This window comes from Pseudomonas halotolerans (assembly GCF_039581215.1).
GTDB lineage: Bacteria > Pseudomonadota > Gammaproteobacteria > Pseudomonadales > Pseudomonadaceae > Aquipseudomonas > Aquipseudomonas tehranensis.
Genome location: NZ_JBCNTJ010000009.1, coordinates 20,474 through 42,954, shown reverse-complemented (window position 1 = coordinate 42,954; position 22,481 = coordinate 20,474). Strand labels below are relative to the sequence as shown.

Annotated in this window: 17 protein-coding genes; 6 read left to right on the top strand and 11 right to left on the bottom strand. The window is 60.6% G+C overall.

Features of this window, described 5'->3' with window-relative positions; translation table 11 throughout:
* Positions 1 to 39: 39 nt before the first annotated feature.
* Complete coding sequence (gene sthA / locus AAIS01_RS14075; protein ID WP_047227219.1) at positions 40 to 1,434, bottom strand: Si-specific NAD(P)(+) transhydrogenase; 1,395 nt, start codon at positions 1,432 to 1,434, stop codon at positions 40 to 42.
* Between the two features lie 368 nt (positions 1,435 to 1,802).
* The gene (locus AAIS01_RS14070) at positions 1,803 to 2,792 is read right to left on the bottom strand and encodes an FAD:protein FMN transferase (RefSeq protein WP_343469454.1); all 990 of its coding nucleotides are present in this window, start codon (positions 2,790 to 2,792) and stop codon (positions 1,803 to 1,805) included.
* Between the two features lie 250 nt (positions 2,793 to 3,042).
* Between AAIS01_RS14070 and AAIS01_RS14065 the strand changes: the two genes are divergently transcribed.
* Entirely contained in the window at positions 3,043 to 4,341 is a 1,299-nt protein-coding gene (locus AAIS01_RS14065; protein ID WP_343469453.1) for an MFS transporter, read from the top strand.
* A 142-nt stretch (positions 4,342 to 4,483) separates the two neighbouring features.
* On the opposite strand, the gene AAIS01_RS14060 is transcribed toward AAIS01_RS14065, so the two are convergent.
* Positions 4,484 to 5,947 (bottom strand): glyceraldehyde-3-phosphate dehydrogenase, encoded by a 1,464-nt coding sequence (locus tag AAIS01_RS14060; protein ID WP_343469452.1) that lies wholly within the window; start codon positions 5,945 to 5,947, stop codon positions 4,484 to 4,486.
* A 168-nt stretch (positions 5,948 to 6,115) separates the two neighbouring features.
* Between AAIS01_RS14060 and mfd the strand changes: the two genes are divergently transcribed.
* From mfd to AAIS01_RS14045, 3 genes are read left to right on the top strand one after another with little or no spacing between them, the layout of a single operon-like run.
* A complete protein-coding gene (gene mfd / locus AAIS01_RS14055; RefSeq protein ID WP_343469451.1) occupies positions 6,116 to 9,565 on the top strand; it encodes a transcription-repair coupling factor in 3,450 nt (1,149 codons plus the stop codon).
* A 10-nt stretch (positions 9,566 to 9,575) separates the two neighbouring features.
* On the top strand, positions 9,576 to 10,142 hold the full coding sequence (locus AAIS01_RS14050; protein ID WP_343469450.1) for a CsiV family protein: 567 nt from the start codon (positions 9,576 to 9,578) through the stop codon (positions 10,140 to 10,142).
* A gap of 11 nt (positions 10,143 to 10,153) precedes the next feature.
* A complete protein-coding gene (locus AAIS01_RS14045; protein WP_343469449.1) occupies positions 10,154 to 12,847 on the top strand; it encodes an SNF2-related protein in 2,694 nt (897 codons plus the stop codon).
* A gap of 312 nt (positions 12,848 to 13,159) precedes the next feature.
* Here AAIS01_RS14045 and AAIS01_RS14040 read toward each other — a convergent pair whose 3' ends face one another.
* From AAIS01_RS14040 to AAIS01_RS14030, 3 genes are all read right to left on the bottom strand, one after another.
* Positions 13,160 to 13,900: an S-methyl-5'-thioinosine phosphorylase gene (locus AAIS01_RS14040; protein WP_343469448.1), complete on the bottom strand. Its 741-nt coding sequence runs from the start codon at positions 13,898 to 13,900 to the stop codon at positions 13,160 to 13,162.
* An 11-nt stretch (positions 13,901 to 13,911) separates the two neighbouring features.
* A complete protein-coding gene (gene nagZ, locus AAIS01_RS14035; protein WP_343469593.1) occupies positions 13,912 to 14,910 on the bottom strand; it encodes a beta-N-acetylhexosaminidase in 999 nt (332 codons plus the stop codon).
* 174 nt (positions 14,911 to 15,084) lie between these two features.
* On the bottom strand, positions 15,085 to 15,792 hold the full coding sequence (locus AAIS01_RS14030) for a TetR/AcrR family transcriptional regulator (RefSeq protein ID WP_343469447.1): 708 nt from the start codon (positions 15,790 to 15,792) through the stop codon (positions 15,085 to 15,087).
* Positions 15,793 to 16,032: 240 nt separating this feature from the next.
* Between AAIS01_RS14030 and lexA the strand changes: the two genes are divergently transcribed.
* On the top strand, positions 16,033 to 16,641 hold the full coding sequence (lexA, locus tag AAIS01_RS14025; RefSeq protein WP_092403120.1) for a transcriptional repressor LexA: 609 nt from the start codon (positions 16,033 to 16,035) through the stop codon (positions 16,639 to 16,641).
* 10 nt (positions 16,642 to 16,651) lie between these two features.
* Positions 16,652 to 17,125, top strand: coding sequence for an SOS-induced cell division inhibitor SulA (sulA, locus tag AAIS01_RS14020; protein WP_343469446.1), 474 nt, complete (start codon positions 16,652 to 16,654; stop codon positions 17,123 to 17,125).
* A gap of 75 nt (positions 17,126 to 17,200) precedes the next feature.
* Here the strand turns inward: sulA and AAIS01_RS14015 are convergent, their stop codons facing one another.
* From AAIS01_RS14015 to fadA, 5 genes are all read right to left on the bottom strand, one after another.
* Positions 17,201 to 17,434: a hypothetical protein gene (locus tag AAIS01_RS14015; protein ID WP_047227208.1), complete on the bottom strand. Its 234-nt coding sequence runs from the start codon at positions 17,432 to 17,434 to the stop codon at positions 17,201 to 17,203.
* Between the two features lie 107 nt (positions 17,435 to 17,541).
* Positions 17,542 to 18,066 (bottom strand): DUF6586 family protein, encoded by a 525-nt coding sequence (locus AAIS01_RS14010; RefSeq protein WP_343469445.1) that lies wholly within the window; start codon positions 18,064 to 18,066, stop codon positions 17,542 to 17,544.
* A 143-nt stretch (positions 18,067 to 18,209) separates the two neighbouring features.
* Positions 18,210 to 20,822, bottom strand: coding sequence for a type I DNA topoisomerase (topA, locus tag AAIS01_RS14005; protein WP_214912866.1), 2,613 nt, complete (start codon positions 20,820 to 20,822; stop codon positions 18,210 to 18,212).
* A gap of 115 nt (positions 20,823 to 20,937) precedes the next feature.
* The gene (locus AAIS01_RS14000; protein ID WP_047227205.1) at positions 20,938 to 21,174 is read right to left on the bottom strand and encodes a DUF1653 domain-containing protein; all 237 of its coding nucleotides are present in this window, start codon (positions 21,172 to 21,174) and stop codon (positions 20,938 to 20,940) included.
* Between the two features lie 109 nt (positions 21,175 to 21,283).
* Positions 21,284 to 22,459, bottom strand: a complete 1,176-nt coding sequence (fadA, locus tag AAIS01_RS13995) for an acetyl-CoA C-acyltransferase FadA (RefSeq protein ID WP_210643672.1) — start codon at positions 22,457 to 22,459, stop codon at positions 21,284 to 21,286.
* Positions 22,460 to 22,481 lie beyond the last annotated feature (22 nt).

Here is a 22,481-nt window from a genome sequence, read left to right as displayed (position 1 = left end):
CGGTCTCCCCGGCCGGCTCAGGCCACCGGCCGGAGCCGCTCAAAAAAGCCGGTTGAGCCCGTCATAGGCCGCTACCCGATAGGCTTCGGCCATGGTCGGGTAGTTGAAGGTCGTGTTGACGAAGTACTTCAGGGTGTTCAGCTCACCCGGCTGGTTCATGATCGCCTGGCCGATGTGAACGATCTCCGAGGCCTGGTAACCGAAGCAATGCACGCCCAGCACCTCCAGCGTCTCGCGGTGGAACAGGATCTTCAGCATGCCCTGCGGCTCACCGGCGATCTGCGCTCGCGCCATGCTCTTGAAGAAGGCCTTGCCCACTTCATAGGGCACCTTGGCCTGGGTCAGTTCCTGCTCGTTCTTGCCGATCGAGCTGATCTCCGGAATGGTATAGATACCGGTCGGTACGTCATTGACAAAGCGCCAGCTCCCGTTGTCGACAATGCTGCCAGCCGCTGAACGGCCCTGGTCATGGGCGGCGCTGGCCAAGCTTGGCCAGCCGATCACGTCACCGGCGCCGTAGATGTTCGTCACACAGGTGCGGTAGTTCTCGTCAACTTCGATCTGGCCACGGCTGTTGACCTTCACGCCGATGTTTTCCAGGCCCAGGGTGTCGGTGTTACCGGTACGGCCGTTGCACCAGAGCAAGGCATCGGCCTTGATTTTCTTGCCGGACTTGAGGTGCAGGATCACGCCGTTGTCCACGCCTTCGACGCGGTCGTAGTCTTCGTTGTGGCGCACGGTGATGTTGTTGTTGCTGAAGTGATAGCTCAGGGCCTGGGAGATTTCCGAATCCAGGAAGCTCAGCAACTGGCCGCGGTTATCCACCAGTTCCACCAGCACACCCAGGCCGCTGAAGATCGAGGCGTATTCGCAACCGATCACCCCGGCGCCGTAGACAATCAGCTTACGCGGGGTATGGCCCAGGCTCAGGATCGTGTCGCTATCGTAGATACGCGCGTGGTTGAAATCGATATCGGCCGGACGATACGGGCGCGAGCCGGTGGCGATGATGATGTGCTTGGCCACCAGCTTTTCGACCACGCCATTGCCGCACACCACTTCAACGGTCTGCTCGTCGGCAAAGCTGCCGGTGCCGAAGAACACGTCGACCCGGTTGCGGGCGTAGTAACCGGTGCGCGAGGCCACTTGCTTGGAGATCACCTTCTCGGCGCTCTTGAGCACGTCCGGGAAGGAGAACCAGCGCGGCTCGCCGATGGCGCGGAACATCGGGTTGGTGTTGAACTGCATGATCTGCCGGACCGAGTGACGCAAGGCCTTGGACGGGATGGTGCCCAAGTGGGTGCAGTTGCCACCGACCTGCCGACGGCTGTCGACCATCGCGACCTTGCGCCCTGCCTTGGCGGCGTTCATTGCCGCGCCTTCTCCCGCCGGGCCGGAACCCAATACCACCACGTCGTAGTTGTAGACAGCCATGCGTACTCCTCAGAACAGGCCGCGGCACCACATTTGGCACCACGGCTAAATCATGCCGGCCAGCGACATGAAGGAACAATTTTCAGGCCGGTTCACGAGCCCGGCCACAGTCTATAGAAGCGTCAACGCCGCGCACATTACCCCTTGGTCGCGTCGTAGGCTAGTTTTGCCTGCGCTATTTCGCCACAGGCAAGCTTTCATTGCGCTGTCAGCGGTGCAATGTCGCTCACTCAACGTTTACCTGAATCATCGTGGCGAGGGAGCTTGCTCCCGCTTGAGTGCGAAGCGCTCACAAAAAAGGGTCTGCTGCGCGGCCCAGCGGGAGCAAGCTCCCTCGCCACAGGTCGCCTACATCCTGAAGGATGTCATCATTGGGTTTTTCCGCTGCTGATCCGTTCAAACATGTCGTTGGTACGGGTGACAAAACGATTGCCATCGCGCAACACGAAAAATACCCCGATGCCATGTTTTTCGGCATAGTCCCAACCCCGTTCGGGACCGAGAATCAGCAACAGCGTCGACAGTCCATCGGCCATCAACGCCGAAGGATGAATCACCGTGACTGACGCCAGGTTGTGTAGGACCGGTGCACCGGTACGTGCATCAAAGGTGTGGGAGTAACGCACCCCGTCCTGTTCGAAGTAACGACGGTAGTCACCGGACGTCGAGACTGCGTAGCCGTTGACTTCGATGACACGCTCAGCCACTTGCCGGTCATCCCGAGGCTCCTCCAGGGCAATGCGCCAGGCCGAGCCGTCGGGTTTACGCCCGGCAGCCTTGAGTTCACCGGTGGCTTCGGCCAGGTAACTGTCGATGCCCAGGGCCTGGAGTCTGGCGGCGATCCGGTCGACGGCATAGCCCGCAGCGATGCTGTTGAAGTCGACCTCCACCGCGGCGTCCTTGCACAGCCGGTCGCCGTCGATGCGCAAATGACCCTGCCCGACGCGCTGGCGCACCTGGGCCAAGGCTGCCGTGGTCGGCACTTTCTCTTCTCGGGACTGGGGACCGAAACCCCACAGGTTCAGCAGCGGTTCCACCGTCAGGTCAAAAGAACCGTCGCTTTGGGCTGACAACTGCTCACCCACACCGATCAGTTCGAGTACCGGGCCGGGCATGACCAGGCAGCTATCAGCAGGCAGCGCGTTGAAACGTTCGATATCCGAGTCGCTACGGTAGGTCGAGAATTGCCGATCCACTTCGGCAAGGATGTTTTCCACCTCGGCCTGCACCGCTTTCAGATTGGGGGTGGCGGAATGCCTGACGTATTGAATGGAATAATGACTGCCCATGGTCGGTCCATCGAAGCGCTCCAGGGTGTCGCCGTTGCCGCAGCCGGACAAGACACCGGCCAGGACCACAAGCTTTCCCCACCGTCCAGTTAACAAATCTTCATCCCCCCTCAAAACCGCGCCGGCCATTATGGGCTTCAGCGCGTGCATGCGCGAACCTATGGGAGCAGACCTGTGGGAGCAAAGCTTGCTCGCGATGCATGCGACACGGTCCAGCTACAAGGCTGCGTTATCCGTTCATCGCGAGCAAGCTTTGCTCCCACAGCCCCCAAAGCGTGCAGCGCCTCCATACAAGATTTGTCAGAGCGAGTACCTACCCATGCCTTCCACCACGAGCAACGGCAAGGCGATTTTTCGCGTTGTCAGCGGCAACTTCCTGGAGATGTTCGACTTCATGGTCTACGGCTTCTACGCCACGGCCATCGCCAAGACGTTCTTCCCCACCGACAGTGCTTTCGCCTCGCTGATGCTGTCCCTGGCCACGTTCGGTGCCGGGTTCCTGATGCGTCCTCTGGGGGCGATTTTTCTGGGTGCCTACATCGACCGCCACGGCCGCCGTAAAGGCTTGATTATCACCCTGGTGATGATGGCCGCCGGCACGGTGCTTATCGCCTGTGTGCCGGGCTACGCCACCCTCGGCGTGGCGGCACCGCTGCTGGTGCTGCTGGGGCGATTGCTGCAGGGCTTTTCCGCTGGTGTTGAGCTGGGCGGCGTGTCGGTGTACCTGGCGGAAATTTCCACGCCGGGGCGCAAGGGGTTCTTTGTCAGTTGGCAATCCGCCAGTCAACAGGCGGCCGTCGTGTTTGCCGGTCTGCTGGGCGTTGGCCTCAATCACTGGCTGAGTCCCCAGGAGATGGGTGAATGGGGCTGGCGCGTGCCGTTCCTGGTGGGTTGCATGATTGTGCCGGTGATATTCGTGATCCGTCGCTCACTGGAAGAAACACCTGAGTTCCAGGCGAGAAAACATCGCCCTACCCTGTCGGAAATCATCCGTTCCATCGGTCAGAATTTCGGCATCGTCCTGGCGGGCATGGCGCTGGTGGTGATGACCACGGTGTCGTTTTACCTGATCACGGCGTACACCCCGACCTTCGGTAAAGCCGAATTGAACCTGTCGGACCTGGATGCATTGCTGGTCACGGTATGCATCGGGCTGTCGAACTTCTTCTGGCTGCCGGTGATGGGCGCGTTTTCCGACAAGATCGGACGCAAGCCCTTGCTACTGGGTGCGACTATTCTGGCGATTCTCACGGCATATCCGGCGCTGTCCTGGCTGGTGGCGAACCCCAGCTTCAGCCATTTGCTGATCGTGGAATTGTGGTTGTCATTCTTGTATGGATCGTACAACGGCGCCATGGTCGTCGCCTTGACGGAAATCATGCCGCTCGAAGTGCGTACCACCGGCTTCTCCCTGGCCTACAGTCTGGCAACCGCGACCTTCGGCGGGTTTACCCCAGCGGCCTGCACTTATCTGATTCACGTACTGGGCAACAAAGCCGCGCCGGGGATCTGGCTCAGTGGCGCGGCGGTGCTGGGGTTGATTGCCACCCTGGTATTGTTCAAGGGTAATCGGCATGAACTGCGGACCGCACAAGCTTCGATGGTGAGCGGCGCCTGATAGATTGCCTTCGTCAGATCGCCGCCCGGAGCGGGCTTGCTCCGGGCGGCGATCCGACGAAGAGGCCGGCGCACTCAACACAAAACCTCCAGACAAAAAAAACGCCCCGACAAGTCGGGGCGTTTTCATCTGCAGCTAACGCTTAGCGCGGAAATGCTGGCGGGTTTACACCGGCCATGTCTTCCATCACGCGAACCACCTGGCAGCTGTAACCGAACTCGTTGTCGTACCAAACGTACAGCACAACGCGGTTGTCCTGAACGATGGTCGCTTCAGCGTCAACCACGCCGGCATGGCGCGAGCCAACGAAGTCGGTGGACACCACTTCCTGGGAATTGACGAAATCGATCTGCTTGTGCAGGTCGGAGTGCAGCGCCATGTAGCGCAGGTACTCGTTCATCTCTTCACGGGTGGCAGCTTTCTCAAGGTTCAGGTTGAGGATGGCCATCGACACGTTCGGCGTCGGTACACGGATCGCGTTGCCGGTCAGCTTGCCGGCCAGCTCAGGCAGAGCCTTGGCAGCGGCGGTGGCGGCACCGGTCTCGGTGATCACCATGTTCAGCGCGGCGCTGCGGCCACGGCGATCGCCCTTGTGGAAGTTGTCGATCAGGTTCTGGTCGTTGGTGTACGAGTGAACGGTTTCAACGTGACCGTTGATGATGCCGAACTTGTCGTTCACCGCCTTGAGCACCGGCACAATGGCGTTGGTGGTGCAGGAGGCGGCGGAGACGATCTTGTCGTCAGCGGTGATTTCGTTGTGGTTGATGCCGTGAACGATGTTCTTCAGCTTGCCTTTGCCAGGCGCGGTCAGAACGACGCGGTCGATGCCCGGGCAAGCCAGGTGCTGGCCCAGACCGTCGGCATCACGCCATACGCCGGTGTTGTCCACCAGCAGTGCGTCCTTGATGCCGTACTGGGTGTAATCCACCTCGGTCGGGCTCTTCGCGTAGATCACCTGGATCAGGTTGCCGTTGGCGAGAATGGTGTTGTTTTCTTCATCGATGATGATGGTGCCGTTGAACGAACCATGGACCGAATCGCGACGCAGGAGGCTGGCGCGCTTGGTCAGGTCGTTCTCGGCGCCTTTGCGCACCACGATGGCCCGCAGGCGCAAACCGTCGCCACCGCCGGTTTTTTCGATCAGGATGCGCGCCAGCAGACGGCCGATACGACCGAAGCCGTACAGGACCACATCAGTGCCCTTGCGAGGCGAAGCGTTCTGCTGGCCAACCACATCAGCCATCTCTTCACGAACGAACTGCTCGGCGCTACGGCCATTGCCTTCGTTACGGAATTTGAACGCCAACTTGCCCAGATCCACCGAAGCCGCGCCGAGCTTGAGCTCGCTCATGGCCTTGAGCAGCGGGAATGTTTCGTGGACGGAGAGTTCGCTGTCGTCGGAAGAACGGTGGCGAGCAAAGCGATGAGCCTTGAGAATCGCGATGACAGACTGGTTGATCAGGCTGCGGCCATAGATCGAGCTCACCACGTTGTTATTGCGGTAGAGCTGACCGATGAGAGGGATCATCGCTTCTGCGAGTGCTTCACGATCGATCCATTCACCAAGACACTGGTCGGGCTTCTGAGTCACGGGAACCTTCCACATGTAGGGGCTGAAAAAAGGGGCTACATTATGCCGCCGAGTCTTCGGCGGAGCAATGCGCGCCTGTCGCACCGTGGTTTTCCTGTTCGCCAGGGTAGTCTGCGACTGACAGCCGCCCCCTTCCCCCGCTACAATTGCCGACTTTGTCGCAACGCTGGAGCTCAACCTTCCGTGCCCGTTCTGCGTCTCCCGCTTCTCCCTGCCGCGGCAGGTAAACAGCACTGGGGCAACCTGCCCGGTGCCGCCCTGAGCCTGGCCATCGCCGAGGCTGCCAGCGCTGCAAAGCGCTTTACCCTGCTGCTGACCGCCGACAGCCAAAGCGCCGAGCGGCTCGAACAGGAACTGAGTTTCTTCGCCCCGGATTTGCCCGTGCTGCATTTCCCGGACTGGGAAACCCTGCCCTACGATCTGTTTTCGCCCCACCAGGACATCGTTTCCCAGCGAATCGCCAGCCTTTATCGGTTGCCGGAGCTCAGTCATGGCGTTTTGGTAGTGCCGATCACCACAGCCCTACATCGCCTGGCACCGACCCAGTTTTTGCTGGGCAGCAGCCTGGTGCTGGACATCGGCCAGAAGCTCGACGTCGAGCAAATGCGCAGTCGTCTTGAAGCCAGTGGCTATCGCTGCGTCGATACGGTGTACGAGCACGGCGAGTTTGCGGTGCGCGGCGCGTTGATCGACCTGTTCCCAATGGGTAGCAAGTTGCCTTACCGCATCGACCTGTTCGATGACGAAATCGAAACGCTGCGCACCTTCGATCCGGAAAACCAACGTTCTATCGACAAAGTACAGTCGGTGCGCCTGCTGCCGGCCAAGGAATTCCCGCTGCAAAAAGACGCCGTGACCCGATTCAAGGCGCGCTTTCGCGAACGCTTCGATGTGGATTTCCGGCGCTGCCCGATCTTCCAGGACCTGAGCAGCGGGATCACTCCCGCCGGTATCGAGTACTACCTGCCGCTGTTTTTCGAAGAAACCTCCACCCTGTTCGATTACCTGCCCCAGGACACCCAGGTGTTTTCCCTGCCCGGCATCGAGCAGGCGGCGGAGAACTTCTGGAACGATGTGCGCAATCGCTACGAAGAGCGCCGCGTCGATCCTTCCCGTCCTTTACTGCCACCGGCCGAGCTGTTCCTGCCGGTGGAAGACTGTTTTGCCCGGCTCAAGAACTGGCCACGCGTGGTGGCGAGCCAGCAGGACGTGGAAACCGGCGTCGGCCGCGAACGCTTCCCAGCCAAGGCCTTGCCAGACCTGGCGATCGAAGCCAAGGCCACGCAGCCACTGGCGGCCCTGGCCGGTTTTCTCGACGGTTTCCCCGGCCGCGTGCTGTTCACCGCCGAATCCGCCGGTCGTCGTGAAGTGCTGCTGGAACTGCTTGAACGCCTGAAGCTGAGACCGAAAACCGTCGATAGCTGGCCAGACTTCGTCGCCGGCAAAGATCGCCTGGCGATCACCATCGCGCCGCTCAACGATGGCCTTGTCCTGGAAGACCCGGCCCTGGCGCTGGTGGCCGAAAGCCCATTGTTCGGCCAGCGCGTCATGCAGCGTCGTCGTCGCGAGAAGCGCGCCGACGCCGCCAACGACGCCGTCATCAAGAACCTCACCGAGCTGCGCGAAGGCGCGCCAGTGGTGCACATCGACCACGGCGTAGGCCGCTACCTGGGCCTGGCGACCCTGGAAATCGACAACCAGGCCGCCGAATTCCTCACCCTGGAATACGCCGAGGGCGCCAAACTCTACGTGCCGGTGGCTAACCTGCACCTGATCGCCCGCTACACCGGTAGCGACGACGCCCTGGCGCCGCTGCATCGCCTGGGTTCGGAAACCTGGCAGAAGGCCAAGCGCAAGGCCGCCGAACAAGTGCGCGATGTCGCCGCCGAGTTGCTGGACATCTATGCCCGTCGCGCCGCCCGCGAGGGGTATGCCTTCGCCGACCCGAAAGCCGACTACGAAACCTTCAGCGCCGGGTTTCCCTTCGAGGAAACCGTCGACCAGCAGACCACTATCGAAGCCGTGCGCGCCGACATGCTCGCGCCCAAGCCGATGGACCGGCTGGTGTGCGGCGATGTCGGTTTTGGCAAGACCGAAGTGGCGATGCGCGCCGCGTTCATTGCCGTGCACGGCGGTAAACAGGTGGCAATCCTGGTGCCCACCACCCTGCTCGCCCAGCAGCACTACAACAGTTTCCGCGACCGCTTCGCCGACTGGCCGGTGACCGTGGAGGTGATGAGCCGCTTCAAGTCCACCAAGGAAGTGAACGCTGCGGTGGCCGACTTGGCCGAGGGCAAGATCGACATCGTCATCGGTACGCACAAACTGCTGCAGGACGATGTGAAGATCAAAAACCTGGGGCTGGTGATCATCGACGAAGAGCACCGCTTTGGCGTGCGCCAGAAAGAACAGCTCAAGGCCCTGCGCAGCGAGGTCGACATCCTGACCCTGACGGCCACACCGATCCCGCGCACGCTGAACATGGCCGTGTCGGGCATGCGTGACCTGTCGATCATCGCCACGCCGCCGGCCCGGCGCCTGTCGGTGCGCACCTTCGTCATGGAGCAGAACAAAAGCACGATCAAGGAAGCCCTGCTGCGCGAGCTGCTGCGTGGCGGCCAGGTCTATTACCTGCACAACGACGTCAAGACCATCGAGAAATGCGCCGCCGACCTGGCCGAGCTGGTGCCGGAAGCCCGCATCGGCATCGGCCACGGGCAGATGCGCGAACGCGAACTCGAACAGGTAATGAGCGATTTCTACCACAAGCGCTTCAACGTGCTGATCGCCTCGACCATCATCGAGACCGGCATCGACGTGCCGAGCGCCAACACCATCATCATCGAGCGCGCCGACAAATTCGGCCTGGCCCAGTTGCACCAGTTGCGCGGTCGGGTCGGTCGTAGCCACCACCAGGCCTACGCTTACCTGCTGACGCCGCCGCGCCAGCAGATCACCCCGGACGCGGAAAAGCGCCTGGAGGCCATCGCCAACACCCAGGACCTGGGCGCCGGTTTCGTGCTGGCCACCAACGACCTGGAAATCCGGGGTGCAGGCGAGTTGCTGGGCGACGGCCAGAGCGGCCAGATCCAGGCCGTGGGCTTCACCCTGTACATGGAAATGCTCGAACGAGCGGTCAAGTCGATCCGCAAGGGTGAGCAACCAAACCTCGACCAGCCGTTGGGCGGCGGGCCGGAAATCAATCTGCGGGTGCCGGCGCTGATCCCGGAAGACTACCTGCCGGATGTCCACGCACGGCTGATTCTCTACAAACGCATCGCCTCGGCCACCGACGAAGAAGGCCTCAAAGACCTGCAAGTGGAGATGATCGACCGCTTCGGCCTGCTACCGGAGCCCACCAAGAACCTGGTGCGTACCACCTGGCTCAAGCTCAAGGCCGAACAACTGGGCATCAAGAAAGTCGATGGCGGCCCCAATGGCGGTCGTATCGAGTTTGAAGCCCAGACGCCGGTCGATCCGCTGGTGCTGATCAAGCTGATCCAGGGCCAGCCCAAACGCTACAAGTTCGAAGGTGCCACGATGTTCAAATTCATGGTGCCCATGGAACGCCCGGAAGAGCGTTTCAATACCGTAGAAGCGCTGTTCGAGCGCCTCACTCCGACCCCTGCTTGAAGGACGCCCCATGCGCCTGTTTCGCTCACTGACCTTGTTGATGACCCTGGTCGCTCCCCTGGCGTTTGCCGACGACCTGTATCAGGTTGAAATGATCCTGATGCGCCAGAACGCCGAACCGGCGATTGTCAGCCGCGCCGCGCCGGAGAACTGGGACGCGGGTGCGCAACGCCTGGACGCGAACAGCCAACGCACGCCTGCATTGGGTCACGTCGTGGAAAAACTCAACGCCAGCGGCCAGTACACAGTGCTGATGCACAAAGCCTGGCAGCAGAACCTGGGCGAACAGGGCAGCCGAATTGCCGTCAGTGATGGCGCAGAACAGTTTGGTCAGTTCCCCATTGAGGGGACCCTGGAATTGAAACTGGGGCGGTTTACCGATGTGGATGCGGACTTCTGGATCAACCAGATCGACACCAATGGGCTGGTCACTTCCAGCGAACGCCTCAAACAGCAGAGCCATACCAAAAATGGTCAGTTGAATTTCCTCGACAACGGCCACCTCGGCCTGCTGATCAAAATCACCTCGCTGACTGCGCCTGCGCCACGGCAGGCGCCTGACGCCATTGCGGACTGATCGGCGCGCCTATGCCCTCGCCCCTGAGCAAACCCCTGGCACCCTCCTGGGTCAATCGATTCAAGGAACAGAGCCTGGAGCGTGGGCGTCGTTACGCGCTGGAAAACCGCGTCAGGATCGTCGAGGCCGGCGACAGCACCATCACCGCCAGTTGTGAAGGCTCTGGGGGCAACGTTTACCGCCAGACGATTCGCCTGAAAGAGTCAGCCAAAGGCACATTGATTCTGCTCGAAGCCGCCTGTACCTGCCCGGTGCGCATCAACTGCAAACACTGCGCGGCAGTACTGCTGCAAGTCCAGGAAACCCTGGCCTACCCGGCCGCCGAGAAAGACGCGCAGTTGCTGGAGAAACTCCAGGCCGTGCTGGAAAACCGCAGCCCCAAGGCTCCGCCGCAAGTGCTGGTGGACAATGTTCAGCCAGTGCCGCGGCTGTGGCTGGCAAGCATCGAGTTCAGCGCTTTCGAGCCGCGCAACGGCAAGATGCAGCGCTATATCCAGCACCGCGCCGCCCTGTCTTTCAGCTACCTGGACGAATACATCAGCGGCCAGCGCAACACTGACGTACTGATTCGCCAGGAAACACAAACGCTGCGGATTAAACGCCAGACGGAAGTCGAGCAGTCCTACCGCGAACAGCTACGCATCCTCGGCTTCAAAATCGCAACCCGCCAAAGCAAGGCCCTGCCCGAAAGCGCCGGTGAGCTGTACGAGATGGTCAACGACAGTGCCTGGCTGACGTTCACCCTCAACGATCTGCCGAAACTGCGTAGCCAGGGCTGGGAGTTGCAGATCGACGAGGATTTCGGTTTCGACCTGACGGCGGTGGACGAATGGTACGCCACGGTCGAAGAAACGCCGGAACGGGACTGGTTCGATCTGGAACTGGGGATCATCGTCAACGGTGAGCGATTGAGCCTGCTGCCGATTCTGCTGAACCTGATGCGTTCGCACATCGAGCTGTTCAACCCGGAACGCCTGGCCAGGCGCCGCGATGATGAACTCATTCTGGTCAACTTGCCTAATCGCCCGAACTCCGAGTTCGGCCCGCAGCAAGTGGCCCTGCCCTATGGCCGGCTGAAACCGGTGCTGGCCACCCTGGGCGAGTTTTACCTGCAAGAACCGGGCACCACCAAACTGCGCTTGAACAGCGCAGATGCCCTGCGCCTGAACCCGCTGCAAGACATGCCCCTGCGCTGGGAAGGCGGCGAACACATCCGTGGCCTGGCCCAGCGCCTGCGGGACATCAAGGACTACACCAGCACGGCGCCAGAAGGCCTGAACGCCACACTGCGGCCTTATCAGCTCGAAGGGTTGAGCTGGATGCAATCGCTGCGGCAACTGGAAGTGGGCGGCATCCTCGCGGACGACATGGGCCTGGGCAAAACCCTACAAACCCTGGCGCACATCCTCAGTGAAAAAAACGCCGGGCGCCTCGACCGCCCCTGCATGGTGGTCATGCCCACCAGCCTGATCCCCAACTGGCTCGACGAGGCCGCCCACTTCACCCCGCAACTCAAGGTGTTGGCCTTGTACGGTGCCGGGCGCAAGAAGCATTTTGACCGGCTGACCGATTACGACCTGGTCCTCACCACCTATGCGCTGCTGCCCAAGGATGTCGAGCGCCTGGCGGCGCAGCCGTTGCATGTGCTGATCCTCGATGAAGCCCAGTACATCAAGAACCCGAACAGCAAAGCCGCCCAGGCCGCCCGCGAACTCAACGCGAGGCAGCGGCTGTGCCTGTCCGGTACGCCCCTGGAAAACCACCTGGGCGAGTTGTGGTCGCTGTTCCACTTCCTGCTGCCGGGATGGCTCGGCGACGTCAAGAGTTTCAACCGCGACTACCGCGTGCCGATTGAAAAGCGCGGCAGCGACGTGCGACTGCAGCACCTCAACGGTCGGATCAAACCTTTTCTGTTGCGCCGGACCAAGGAGCAAGTGGCGACAGAACTGCCCCCCAAGACCGAGATCATCCATTGGGTCGAGCTCAGCGATGCCCAGCGGGACGTCTACGAAACCATGCGCCTGGCCATGGACAAGAAGGTACGCGACGAGATCACTCGCAAAGGCGTGGCTCGCAGCCAGATCATCATTCTCGAGGCACTGCTCAAGCTTCGCCAGGTCTGTTGTGACCTGCGCCTGCTCAACGATGCCACCCTGCCCGCCCGAGGCAGCACCTCGGGCAAGCTCGACAGCCTGATGGAGATGCTCGAAGAGCTGTTTGAAGAAGGTCGTCGGGTGCTGCTGTTTTCTCAGTTCACCTCGATGCTGTCGCTGATCGAAGACGAACTGAAGAAACGCGGCGTCGATTACGCCATCCTGACCGGCCAGACCCGGGACCGACGCACGCCCGTCAAAGAATTTCAGAGCGGCAAGCGGCAGATCTTTCTGATCAGCCTGAAGGCCGGCGGCGTAGGCCTGAACCTGACCGAGGCGGACACGGTGATCCACTACGATCCATGGTGGAACCCCGCCACCGAAAACCAGGCGACCGACCGCGCCTATCGCATCGGCCAGGAAAAGCCGGTGTTCGTCTACAAAATGATTGCCCGAGGCACGGTGGAAGAGAAGATTCAACTGCTGCAGAAGGAAAAATCCGACCTCGCAGCCGGCGTACTGGACGGGCGCGTGGCCGGAGACTGGAAACTGCAAAGCGACGATATCGAGGCACTGTTCGCGCCATTGCCGGACAAGCTGGAAAAACGCTGAGCGAACTTATAGGCGCCCGCAGGCACCCGTAGGAGCTGTCGCGTGCAACGAGGCTGCGATCTTTCCCCTGCCCATAAAATCCAACGCAAAAAGATCAAAAGATCGCAGGCTTCGCCAGCTCCTACGGATTAAGCGTACTCGCGATGACGGATTATCAGGCCTTGGGCAGCGGCGCAAACAGCGCTTCGATATCGCTCTGCTGCCTCATCTGATGGATGACGAAACCGAAAATCGGAGCCTTCCGAGAGCTTTGTACGAATATCCCTTACCGACAGCCGAAAACCTTTGCGCCCGTTTTCACTGCCTGTTCCACTAGCCAGCCTTCAATACCCGCGCCAACGTCGACTTCACCTGACCCATCCCGTCATGCAGCGCCTGCTCGATTTCCGCCATGGTGATCACAGCCGTGGACTTGCCCGCCGCCGGGTTCACCACCAGCGCCAGGCAGGCGTAATCGAGCTCCAGTTCACGCGCCAGCGCCGCTTCCGGCATGCCGGTCATGCCGACGATGTCGCATCCGTCGCGTTCCAGGCGGGCGATTTCGGCGACGGTTTCCAGGCGTGGCCCCTGGGTGCAGGCGTATACACCATGGCTGCTGTAGCCACAGCCTTCGGCGGCCAGGGCGGCGATCAGTTGCTGGCGCAGCGCCTCGCTGTAGGGGTAGCTGAAATCAATGTGGGTGACCGCTTCCAGGTCATCGGCAAAATAGGTGTGCTGACGGCCGCTGGTGTAATCGATCAATTGGTGAGGCACGCAGAAATGCCCGGTGCCCATCGCAGCGTGAATCCCGCCCACCGCGTTGACCGCGAGGATCGCCTCGGCGCCGGCCTGCTTCAGGGCCCAGAGGTTGGCGCGATAGTTCACCTGGTGAGGTGGAAACCGATGAGGATGGCCGTGACGGGCCAGAAACAGCACTTCGCGTCCGGCGTAGTCACCGATCTGCACCTCGGCCGATGGCGCACCATAAGGCGTTTCTACTGCCAAGGACTGGCGAATGGTCAGACCTTCAAGCTGGGTCAGGCCAGTGCCGCCGATAATTGCGTAAACGGTCATGACAAATGTCCTTAATCGATCAGTTGGGCGGCTTTCAGCGCGCCGATTGCCGTCAGCCAGCGCGGGGCCTGGCGGTACTCGGTGGAGGCGAAGGCCTGGCCACGCATGCGTGCGATGCGCGCCGATGGCTTGACCTTCAAGCGCTGGGCAGCGCTCAAGGCCAGTTCCGCGGCGGCGCGGTCGTTGCACACCAGGCCCATGTCGCAACCCGCCGACAACGCCGCCTCGATACGACTGGCGGCATCACCCACCACGTGAGCCCCCGCCATCGACAGATCATCGCTGAAGATCACCCCATCGAACTGCAATTCCCCACGCAGGATGTCTTGCAGCCAGCGCCGGGAAAAACCGGCTGGATTGGCATCGACCTGCGGATAAATGACATGGGCCGGCATGACTGCCGCCAGTTGCTTGCTGAGTTTGGCGAACGGAACCAGGTCGTGGGCGCGGATCTGTTCAAGGCTGCGCTCATCGTTGGGAATGGCCACGTGGGAGTCGGCTTCGGCCCAGCCGTGGCCGGGGAAATGCTTGCCGGTGGCGGCCATACCGGCGGCGTTCATACCGCGAATGAAGGCACCTGCCAACAGCGCGGCGCGCTCGGGGTCGCCCTCGAAGGCACGACTGCCAACCACCGCGCTGCGTTGATAATCGAGGTCCAGCACCGGGGCGAAACTCAAATCGAGACCGACCGCCAGCACCTCAGTGGCCATGATCCAGCCGCATTCCTCGGCCAGGTATTCGGCATTCGGGTTGTCGGCAATCGCCCGCATGGCCGGCAAACGCACAAACCCCTGGCGCAAGCGTTGAACACGCCCGCCTTCCTGATCGACCGCCAACAGCAGGTCCGGACGGATGGCGCGGATCGAGGCGCTGAGCTCGCGCACTTGGCGGGGATGTTGGATGTTGCGAGCAAAAATGATCAAGCCACCCACTTCGGGCTGGCGCAACAGGTGGCGATCTTCGGCCGTCAACCAGGTACCGGCGACGTCCACCATCAACGAGCCTTGCAGGCCAGCAGTCATAGCATTTCCTTTATAACCATGAACCCCACCTGCACAACCATGCCTCCCAGCACCAGGCCGGGCAGGTCACGGTCATGCATTGAAATATTAAGCGGGTTCAGAACGAGAATCGGCATGGGCCGCTAGCTTAGCGGATGTAGGCAGCGGAGCCCACCCGTGTCCTCACGCCTTGGCGAGCGCCGGCGTTGATTTGCTGCGCGGGCGCAACTGCGCAGCGGCCAAGGCCTCATCGGTGACGCCACTTTCGGCGCGCATGCCAGCGGCCAGAAATGGCACCATCAGACGCATCACTTGCTCAATCGAAGTATTCACGCCGAAATCGGTTTCAGCGATGGCCCGCAGCGCCTTGATGCCAGACATGCTGAACGCCGCGGCGCCAAGCATGAAATGCACGCGCCAGAACAACTCGATCGGCGGAATGCGCGGAGCGGCTTCGTTAACCAGCAGCATATAGCGGCGGAAAACCTTGCCGTACATGTCTTCCAGATAACGCCGCAGGTGGCCCTGACTCTGGCTGAATGCCAGGCCCAGCAAGCGCATGAAAATGGAAAGGTCGTTACCGCTGCGTGGCTGCACGACAAGAGCTTGCTCGACCAGGATCTCAAGCAGCTCTTCCAGGGTTGGCTTGACGTCAGGCTTGGCCTGACGCCGCTCCAGCTCACGTTCCAGGCTGACACAGAAAGGCCCGAGGAAACGCGAGAACACGGCCTGGATCAGCGCTTTCTTCGAACCGAAGTGATAATTCACCGCCGCCAGGTTCACCCCGGCCTTGCTGGTGATCAGACGCAATGAGGTTTCAGCGAAACCTTTTTCCGCGAACAATTGCTCGGCAGCATCGAGAATGCGTTCAACGGTTTCCGACTGGGCCATGGCTACTCCGCCTGACAAACACTTGTTTGAAACATACGTTTCAGCCTTAGGGTTGTCAAGCCTGCCGGGACGTTTTGCGAACGCTCGGTCAGATATTTAACCACACCTATGGCCCGCTGTAGCCCATGACGTTTTTGCGGCCCGACCGACCGTCCAGCGGCCTGCGAGAAAAGGAGGATTGCCAAGCGGCGCCCACTGTATATAATCCCAGTCACTGTATAAAAAGACAGAGCGATCAATATGCTAAAGCTGACGCCACGCCAAGCAGAGATTCTGGCCTTCATCAAACGCTGCCTCGAAGACAACGGCTACCCGCCGACCCGCGCGGAAATCGCCCAGGAACTGGGCTTCAAGTCGCCCAACGCGGCTGAAGAGCACCTCAAGGCGCTGGCTCGCAAGGGCGCTATCGAAATGACCCCGGGCGCATCCCGCGGCATTCGTATCCCTGGCTTTGAAGCCAAGGCTGACGAAACCACCCTACCGATCATTGGCCGGGTAGCAGCAGGCGCCCCGATCCTTGCCGAGCAGCATGTCGAAGAGTCCTGCAACATCAACCCATCGTTCTTCCATCCACGGGCGGACTACCTTCTTCGCGTGCACGGCATGAGCATGAAGGACATCGGCATTTTCGACGGTGACCTTCTTGCGGTCCACACCACTCGCGAAGCCCGCAACGGCCAGATCGTGGTGGCGCGAATCGGTGATGAAGTGACCGTCAAGCGCTTCAAGCGCGACGGTAGCAAGGTCTGGCTGATTGCCGAGAATCCCGAGTTCGCCCCCATCGAAGTCGATCTTAAAGATCAGGATCTGGTCATCGAAGGCTTGAGTGTCGGCGTTATACGCCGCTAAAGGAGGCTTTATGCAGTTCCCACACACACCACAACACACTCAACTTCCGCTGTTCGAGGCGTTCATGGCCCAACCGCTGGTTCCGGCCCTCAAAGAAGTGATCGAGTCACCTTGGGGCACCGAGCCCGAGGCCTTCAGTGAACTGTCGTTACGTGGTGCCGCCGGGAACTGCCTGAACTTGCTGGCGCCGATCCTGCGCGAGCTGAGCCAGGACCAGGACGCTCGCTGGCTGACGTTGATCGCACCACCGGCCAGCGTCACCCAGGCCTGGCTGCGGGATGCGGGCCTGAACCGTGAGCGCATCCTGCTGCTGCAGCCACGGGGCACTCAAAGCGCCCAGCAACTGACCTGCGAAGCGCTGCGCCTGGGCCGCAGTCATACAGTGGTCAGTTGGCTCAATCCTTTGACCGCGATTGCACGGCAGCAGTTGATCAGCGCCGCTCGCACCGGGGACGCACAAAGCCTGAATATTCGATTGGGCTAAGACAAACGCAGGGCTTCTCCAGGACAGAGAAGCCGGCCAGGAACACTATTTTCCAGGAAAAGCCGACAGGCGGGATCAATGAAGAACCCGCGGCCCCTCTTCCTTGTTGAATTCACCTTCAACCAGACGACCAGCCATCTGCACGCCCACACTCAGCATGGCTTTGGCGACTTCGACGTGCTGGCCTTGCAGGAAGGCCTTGGCATCCTCGGAGAAGTTCAAGGTAACCAGAGAACCCTCGTCCTCGGCCCTGCGCAGCTCGATGCGGCCATCAGGTAGTTCGACAATTTCTAGAAAGGACGTTGGCATAAAAGTCTGTTCTCCACGAAAGGCGAGGATTATATAGTCATCGGCCAGGCTTCGCTCGGGATCTTGACCAAGTGTTATGGGCGAATATTACGGATCGGGGAGGAAGCTCAACACTCGTTCAACCCTTCGCGAAAACGGATTGCCAGGCTTTTGAGGTTCTGACGCCAGCTTTCCAGCTCTTCCCGGCTCAACGCCTGCTCAGGCTCTTCTTCGTCCAGATTGACCGCCATGATCAAAGGCTGAGTCACGTCCCCCTTAGGCTTGCGAGGAGCTCGGGGCGGCTCAAACAGTGCCGCGTGTGCCGCCAACAGTTGGGCCAACCAGGTTTGCGGGTTGTGCGCCAGCTCGACCATTTCGGCCAGTTCCGGGATAGCGATGGTTTCCAACACCTGCGGTGTCAACAACAGTTCGGCCCGGGGTGCATTGGCCTGCGGCAGGCGGTAGAAACCGGCAATTTCATGGCAAAGCCCCAACAACGCCCCGTACAGATGGAACAGCGCTGATTCACGCCCGGCCTGGGTCAGCGCGGGGGAATTCATGGCACGCCCATCCTCAGCCCTGGCGAGCGCGTCGAGCGACAGGCCGGCGAAATAAATTTTCTGATTGGTACGGGTATAGAGTTCGTGGGCCATGGCGGCATTCTCCCCAACGAAATAAAAGCTTCACGCAAGGACGACAGTGTCGTGGAACAACCGCAGCCACTGCAAGGCAAAAACAAAAAGGCCGCATGAAAACCTTTGGGTTGTCATGCGGCCTTTTGTTTACTTGAGGCTATTCAGCGCTTGTCCTCGACGGTCCATTTGCCACCGTCGTAGTACGCCTTCCAGCCAGTTGGCTTGCCGTCGACTTCGGTCTGCACGTACTGCTCCTTGGTCTTGCGGCTGTAACGAATCACCGCCGGCCGACCCTCCGGATCCTTCTGCGGAGCTTCGCACAGGAAATGGTACTTCGGATCGATTTCGTCCTTGTGCGGCACGATCTCCAGCACCAGCGGCGCACGGGTCTCACGGTTTTTCGGGAACTGGCTGGCCGCCAGGAACAGGCCGGACGCGCCGTCGCGCAGGATGTAGGTGTCGTTGACCTTCTCGCACTTGAGTTCAGGCATCTTCACCGGGTCCATCTTCGGCGGCGCCGCGTCACCGCTCTTGAGCAGTTTGCGGGTGTTCTTGCAGGTCGGATTGGTGCAGCCGAAGAACTTGCCGAAACGGCCGGTCTTGAGCTGCATCTCACTGCCACACTTGTCGCATTCAAGGCTCGGGCCTTCATAGCCCTTGATGCGATAGGTGCCCTCTTCGATCTCATAACCGGCGCAATCGGGATTGTTACCGCAGATGTGCAGCTTGCGCTTCTCATCCAACAGGTAGGCATCCATCGCCGTGCTGCAGATCGGGCAGCGGTGCTTGCCGCGCAGCACCAGGGATTCCGATTCACCCTCGTCGTCCGCGGCGATTTCGTCACCCGGCACCAGGTTGACCGTCGCCTTGCAGCGCTCCTTTGGAGGCAGGCTATAGCCCGAGCAACCCAGGAACACACCTGTCGAGGCGGTACGGATCTGCATCGGACGACCACACGTCAGGCATGGGATGTCGGTCATCACAGGCTGGTTGGCCCGCATACCATTCTCGGCACTTTCGGCTACTTCGAGTTTTTTCTTGAAATCGCCATAAAACTCGTCGAGGACGTTTTTCCAGTCCCGCTCACCCTGGGCCACGTCGTCGAGGTTCTCTTCCATGCCGGCGGTGAAGCCGTAGTCCATCAGATTGGAGAAGCTCTCGGACAAACGTTCGGTGACGATGTCGCCCATCTTTTCCGAATAGAACCGACGGTTGTGCAGCGCCACGTAACCGCGGTCCTGGATCGTGGAAATGATCGCCGCGTAGGTCGAAGGACGACCGATGCCACGCTTTTCCATTTCCTTGACCAGGCTGGCTTCCGAATAACGGGCCGGCGGCTTGGTGAAGTGCTGGGTCGGATCGAGCTTGATCAGCTTCATCACATCGCCCTGGGCCATGTCTGGCAGGACGTCGTCATCACCCGGCTTGGTGATTTGTGGCATGACGCGGGTGTAGCCGTCGAACTTCAGAATGCGGCCCTTGGCGCGCAGCTCGAAGTCGCCCGCACCGACCGTGACCGTGGTCGACAGGTATTGCGCCGGCAGCATCTGGCAGGCCAGGAACTGGCGCCAGATCAGCTCGTAGAGGCGCTCGGCATCGCGCTCCATCCCCGACAGCTTGCTTGGCTCGGTGTTGGCATCGGAGGGACGAATCGCTTCGTGAGCCTCTTGTGCGCCTTCCTTGCTGCTGTAGACGTTCGGCGTCTCCGGCAGGTACTTCTTGCCGAACTCGCTTTCTATATAAGTGCGCGCCATTGTCACGGCATCGGCCGAGAGGTTGGTCGAGTCGGTACGCATATACGTGATGTAGCCTGCTTCGTACAAACGCTGGGCCATCATCATGGTTTTCTTCACACCGAAGCCCAGGCGGTTGCTCGCGGCCTGTTGCAGCGTGGAGGTGATGAACGGTGCCGACGGCTTGCTGCTGGTCGGCTTGTCTTCACGCTTGACGATGCTGTAGCTGGAAGCCTTGAGCTTCTCCAGCGCAGCCATGGCCTGGGTCTCGTTGAGCGGCTTGAAAGCTTCGCCCTTCTCGCGGGCCACGTCGAAGCGCACGGTGGCGCCCTTGGCGGTGCCGAGGTCGGCGTGGACTTCCCAGTACTCTTCAGGGATGAACGCGCGAATTTCCCGCTCACGCTCCACCACCAGCTTCACCGCGACCGACTGCACGCGACCGGCCGACAGGCCACGGGCGATCTTGGCCCACAGCAGTGGCGAGACCATGTAGCCCACCACGCGGTCAAGAAAGCGCCGCGCCTGTTGGGCGTTGACCCGATCGATGTCCAGCTCGCCCGGCTGGGAGAAGGCCTCCTGGATGGCCTTCTTGGTGATTTCGTTGAACACCACGCGCTTGTAGCGGCTGTCATCCCCACCGATGGCTTCGCGCAGGTGCCAGGCAATGGCTTCCCCTTCGCGGTCCAAGTCCGTCGCCAGATAGATGGTGTCGGCATCCTTGGCCAGCCGACGCAGTTCTTCGATGACCTTTTCCTTGCCCGGAAGGATCTCGTACTTGGCTTTCCAGCCGTGTTCCGGATCAACCCCCATGCGTGAGACCAGCTGCTTGCGCGCCTTGTCTTTGGGCGACAGCGCCGGCGCTTCACCGGCAGCAGCCTTGCCGCGTTTGGCGGCTGGCTCCTTGCTGGCGCTAGCCGAACCGCTGGTGGGCAGGTCTCGGATATGGCCGATACTCGACTTCACCACGTATTGGTTGCCCAGATACTTGTTGATGGTCTTGGCCTTAGCCGGGGATTCCACAATGACCAGCGATTTGCCCATGGATCAGAAAATTCCTGAATTCTAAAAAGTGAAAGGCGGTTGGCGCCTGACGCGGCACCGCTATATATAGTGGCTGCAAGGTGAGGTCAAGCGCAGGGTTGCCCCGGTATCGGCCTCAAGGCTTGGAAAAAAGGCTCTCTTCGGCCTGCACCAAAGCAAAGCGTGGCACCTGCTCGCCGTCAACTTCGACAGACTCCTGGAACATGCTCAACGGCCGCACCCAAAAGCCGTAATCGCCATACAGGGCTTGATAGAAGACCACTTCTTCCTCGGTCTCGGAATGCCGCGCGATGCTGAATACGCGGTACTGCGGACCTTTGTAATGTTGGTAGAGCCCAGGTTGTATCGGCATGTCTTGGCCCTCTCTCAAATCTTTTCAAAATAAAAACAAAAATTTTTTTTCTAAACCCGGAAAAAACAAAAACCGGGGCACTTGGCCCCGGCTTCCATCGACGTAACGCTTAGACGCGTTCGAAGACAGTGGCGATGCCCTGGCCGAGGCCAATGCACATAGTGGACACCCCAAAGGTGCCGCCGTTCTGCTTCATGACGTTGAGCAGCGTGCCGGAGATACGCGCACCGGAGCAACCGAACGGGTGACCCAGGGCGATCGCGCCGCCGTGCAGGTTAACCTTCTCGTTCATCTTGTCGAGCACTTTCAGATCTTTCAGCACTGGCAGGGCCTGTGCAGCGAAAGCTTCGTTGAGCTCGAAGAAGTCGATATCGGAAATGCCCAGGCCTGCACGCTTCAAGGCTTTCTGCGTCGCCGGTACTGGACCATAGCCCATGATTGCCGGGTCAACACCGGCCACGGCCATCGAACGAATCACCGCCATCGGCTGGATGCCCAGGTCCTGGGCACGCTGGGCCGACATCACGATCATGCACGAGGCACCGTCAGTGATCTGCGAAGACGTACCGGCGGTCACGGTGCCGCCCTTTGGATTGAAGGCCGGCTTGAGGGCCGCCAGGCTTTCCAGGGTGGTTTCCGGACGAATGGTTTCGTCATAGTCGAACAGTTTCAGGAAACCGTTCTCGTCGTAGCCCTGCATCGGGATGATTTCGTCCTTGAACTTGCCTTCCACAGTCGCCTTGTGGGCGAGTTGGTGGGAGCGCACGCCGAAGGCGTCCTGCTGTTCGCGGGTGATGCCGTGCATTTTGCCGAGCATTTCCGCAGTCAGGCCCATCATGCCCGAGGCTTTTGCCGCGTACAGGGACATGTGCGGATTCGGGTCGACGCCGTGCATCATGCTCACATGGCCCATGTGCTCGACACCACCGACGACAAACACGTCACCGTTGCCGGTCATGATCGCCTGAGCAGCGGTATGCAGCGCGCTCATGGACGAACCGCACAGACGGCTGACGGTCTGGCCGGCCGCGGTGTGAGGGATCTGGGTCATCAACGAGGCCATGCGGGCAATGTTCCAGCCCTGCTCCAGGGTCTGGTTCACACAGCCCCAGATCACGTCTTCGACTTCGTTGGGGTCGACCTTGACGTTACGTTCCAGCAGCTTGCTGATCAGGTGCGCCGACATGTCTTCGGCGCGGGTGTTGCGGTGCATGCCGCCCTTGGAGCGGCCCATCGGCGTACGACCGAAGTCGACAATCACGACGTCTCTAGGATTCAAGCTCATAAATGTTCTCTCGCTCTAGTCG

Excerpts from the sequence above, each read along its gene's own strand:
- sthA (WP_047227219.1), bottom strand. The coding sequence starts at position 1,434 with ATGGCTGTCTACAACTACGACGTGGTGGTATTGGGTTCCGGCCCGGCG.
- AAIS01_RS14065 (WP_343469453.1), top strand. The coding sequence starts at position 3,043 with ATGCCTTCCACCACGAGCAACGGCAAGGCGATTTTTCGCGTTGTCAGC.
- AAIS01_RS14060 (WP_343469452.1), bottom strand. The coding sequence starts at position 5,947 with ATGTGGAAGGTTCCCGTGACTCAGAAGCCCGACCAGTGTCTTGGTGAA.
- AAIS01_RS14050 (WP_343469450.1), top strand. The coding sequence starts at position 9,576 with ATGCGCCTGTTTCGCTCACTGACCTTGTTGATGACCCTGGTCGCTCCC.
- AAIS01_RS14045 (WP_343469449.1), top strand. The coding sequence starts at position 10,154 with ATGCCCTCGCCCCTGAGCAAACCCCTGGCACCCTCCTGGGTCAATCGA.
- AAIS01_RS14040 (WP_343469448.1), bottom strand. The coding sequence starts at position 13,900 with ATGACCGTTTACGCAATTATCGGCGGCACTGGCCTGACCCAGCTTGAA.
- AAIS01_RS14030 (WP_343469447.1), bottom strand. The coding sequence starts at position 15,792 with ATGGCCCAGTCGGAAACCGTTGAACGCATTCTCGATGCTGCCGAGCAA.
- lexA (WP_092403120.1), top strand. The coding sequence starts at position 16,033 with ATGCTAAAGCTGACGCCACGCCAAGCAGAGATTCTGGCCTTCATCAAA.
- sulA (WP_343469446.1), top strand. The coding sequence starts at position 16,652 with ATGCAGTTCCCACACACACCACAACACACTCAACTTCCGCTGTTCGAG.
- AAIS01_RS14015 (WP_047227208.1), bottom strand. The coding sequence starts at position 17,434 with ATGCCAACGTCCTTTCTAGAAATTGTCGAACTACCTGATGGCCGCATC.
- AAIS01_RS14010 (WP_343469445.1), bottom strand. The coding sequence starts at position 18,066 with ATGGCCCACGAACTCTATACCCGTACCAATCAGAAAATTTATTTCGCC.
- topA (WP_214912866.1), bottom strand. The coding sequence starts at position 20,822 with ATGGGCAAATCGCTGGTCATTGTGGAATCCCCGGCTAAGGCCAAGACC.
- AAIS01_RS14000 (WP_047227205.1), bottom strand. The coding sequence starts at position 21,174 with ATGCCGATACAACCTGGGCTCTACCAACATTACAAAGGTCCGCAGTAC.
- fadA (WP_210643672.1), bottom strand. The coding sequence starts at position 22,459 with ATGAGCTTGAATCCTAGAGACGTCGTGATTGTCGACTTCGGTCGTACG.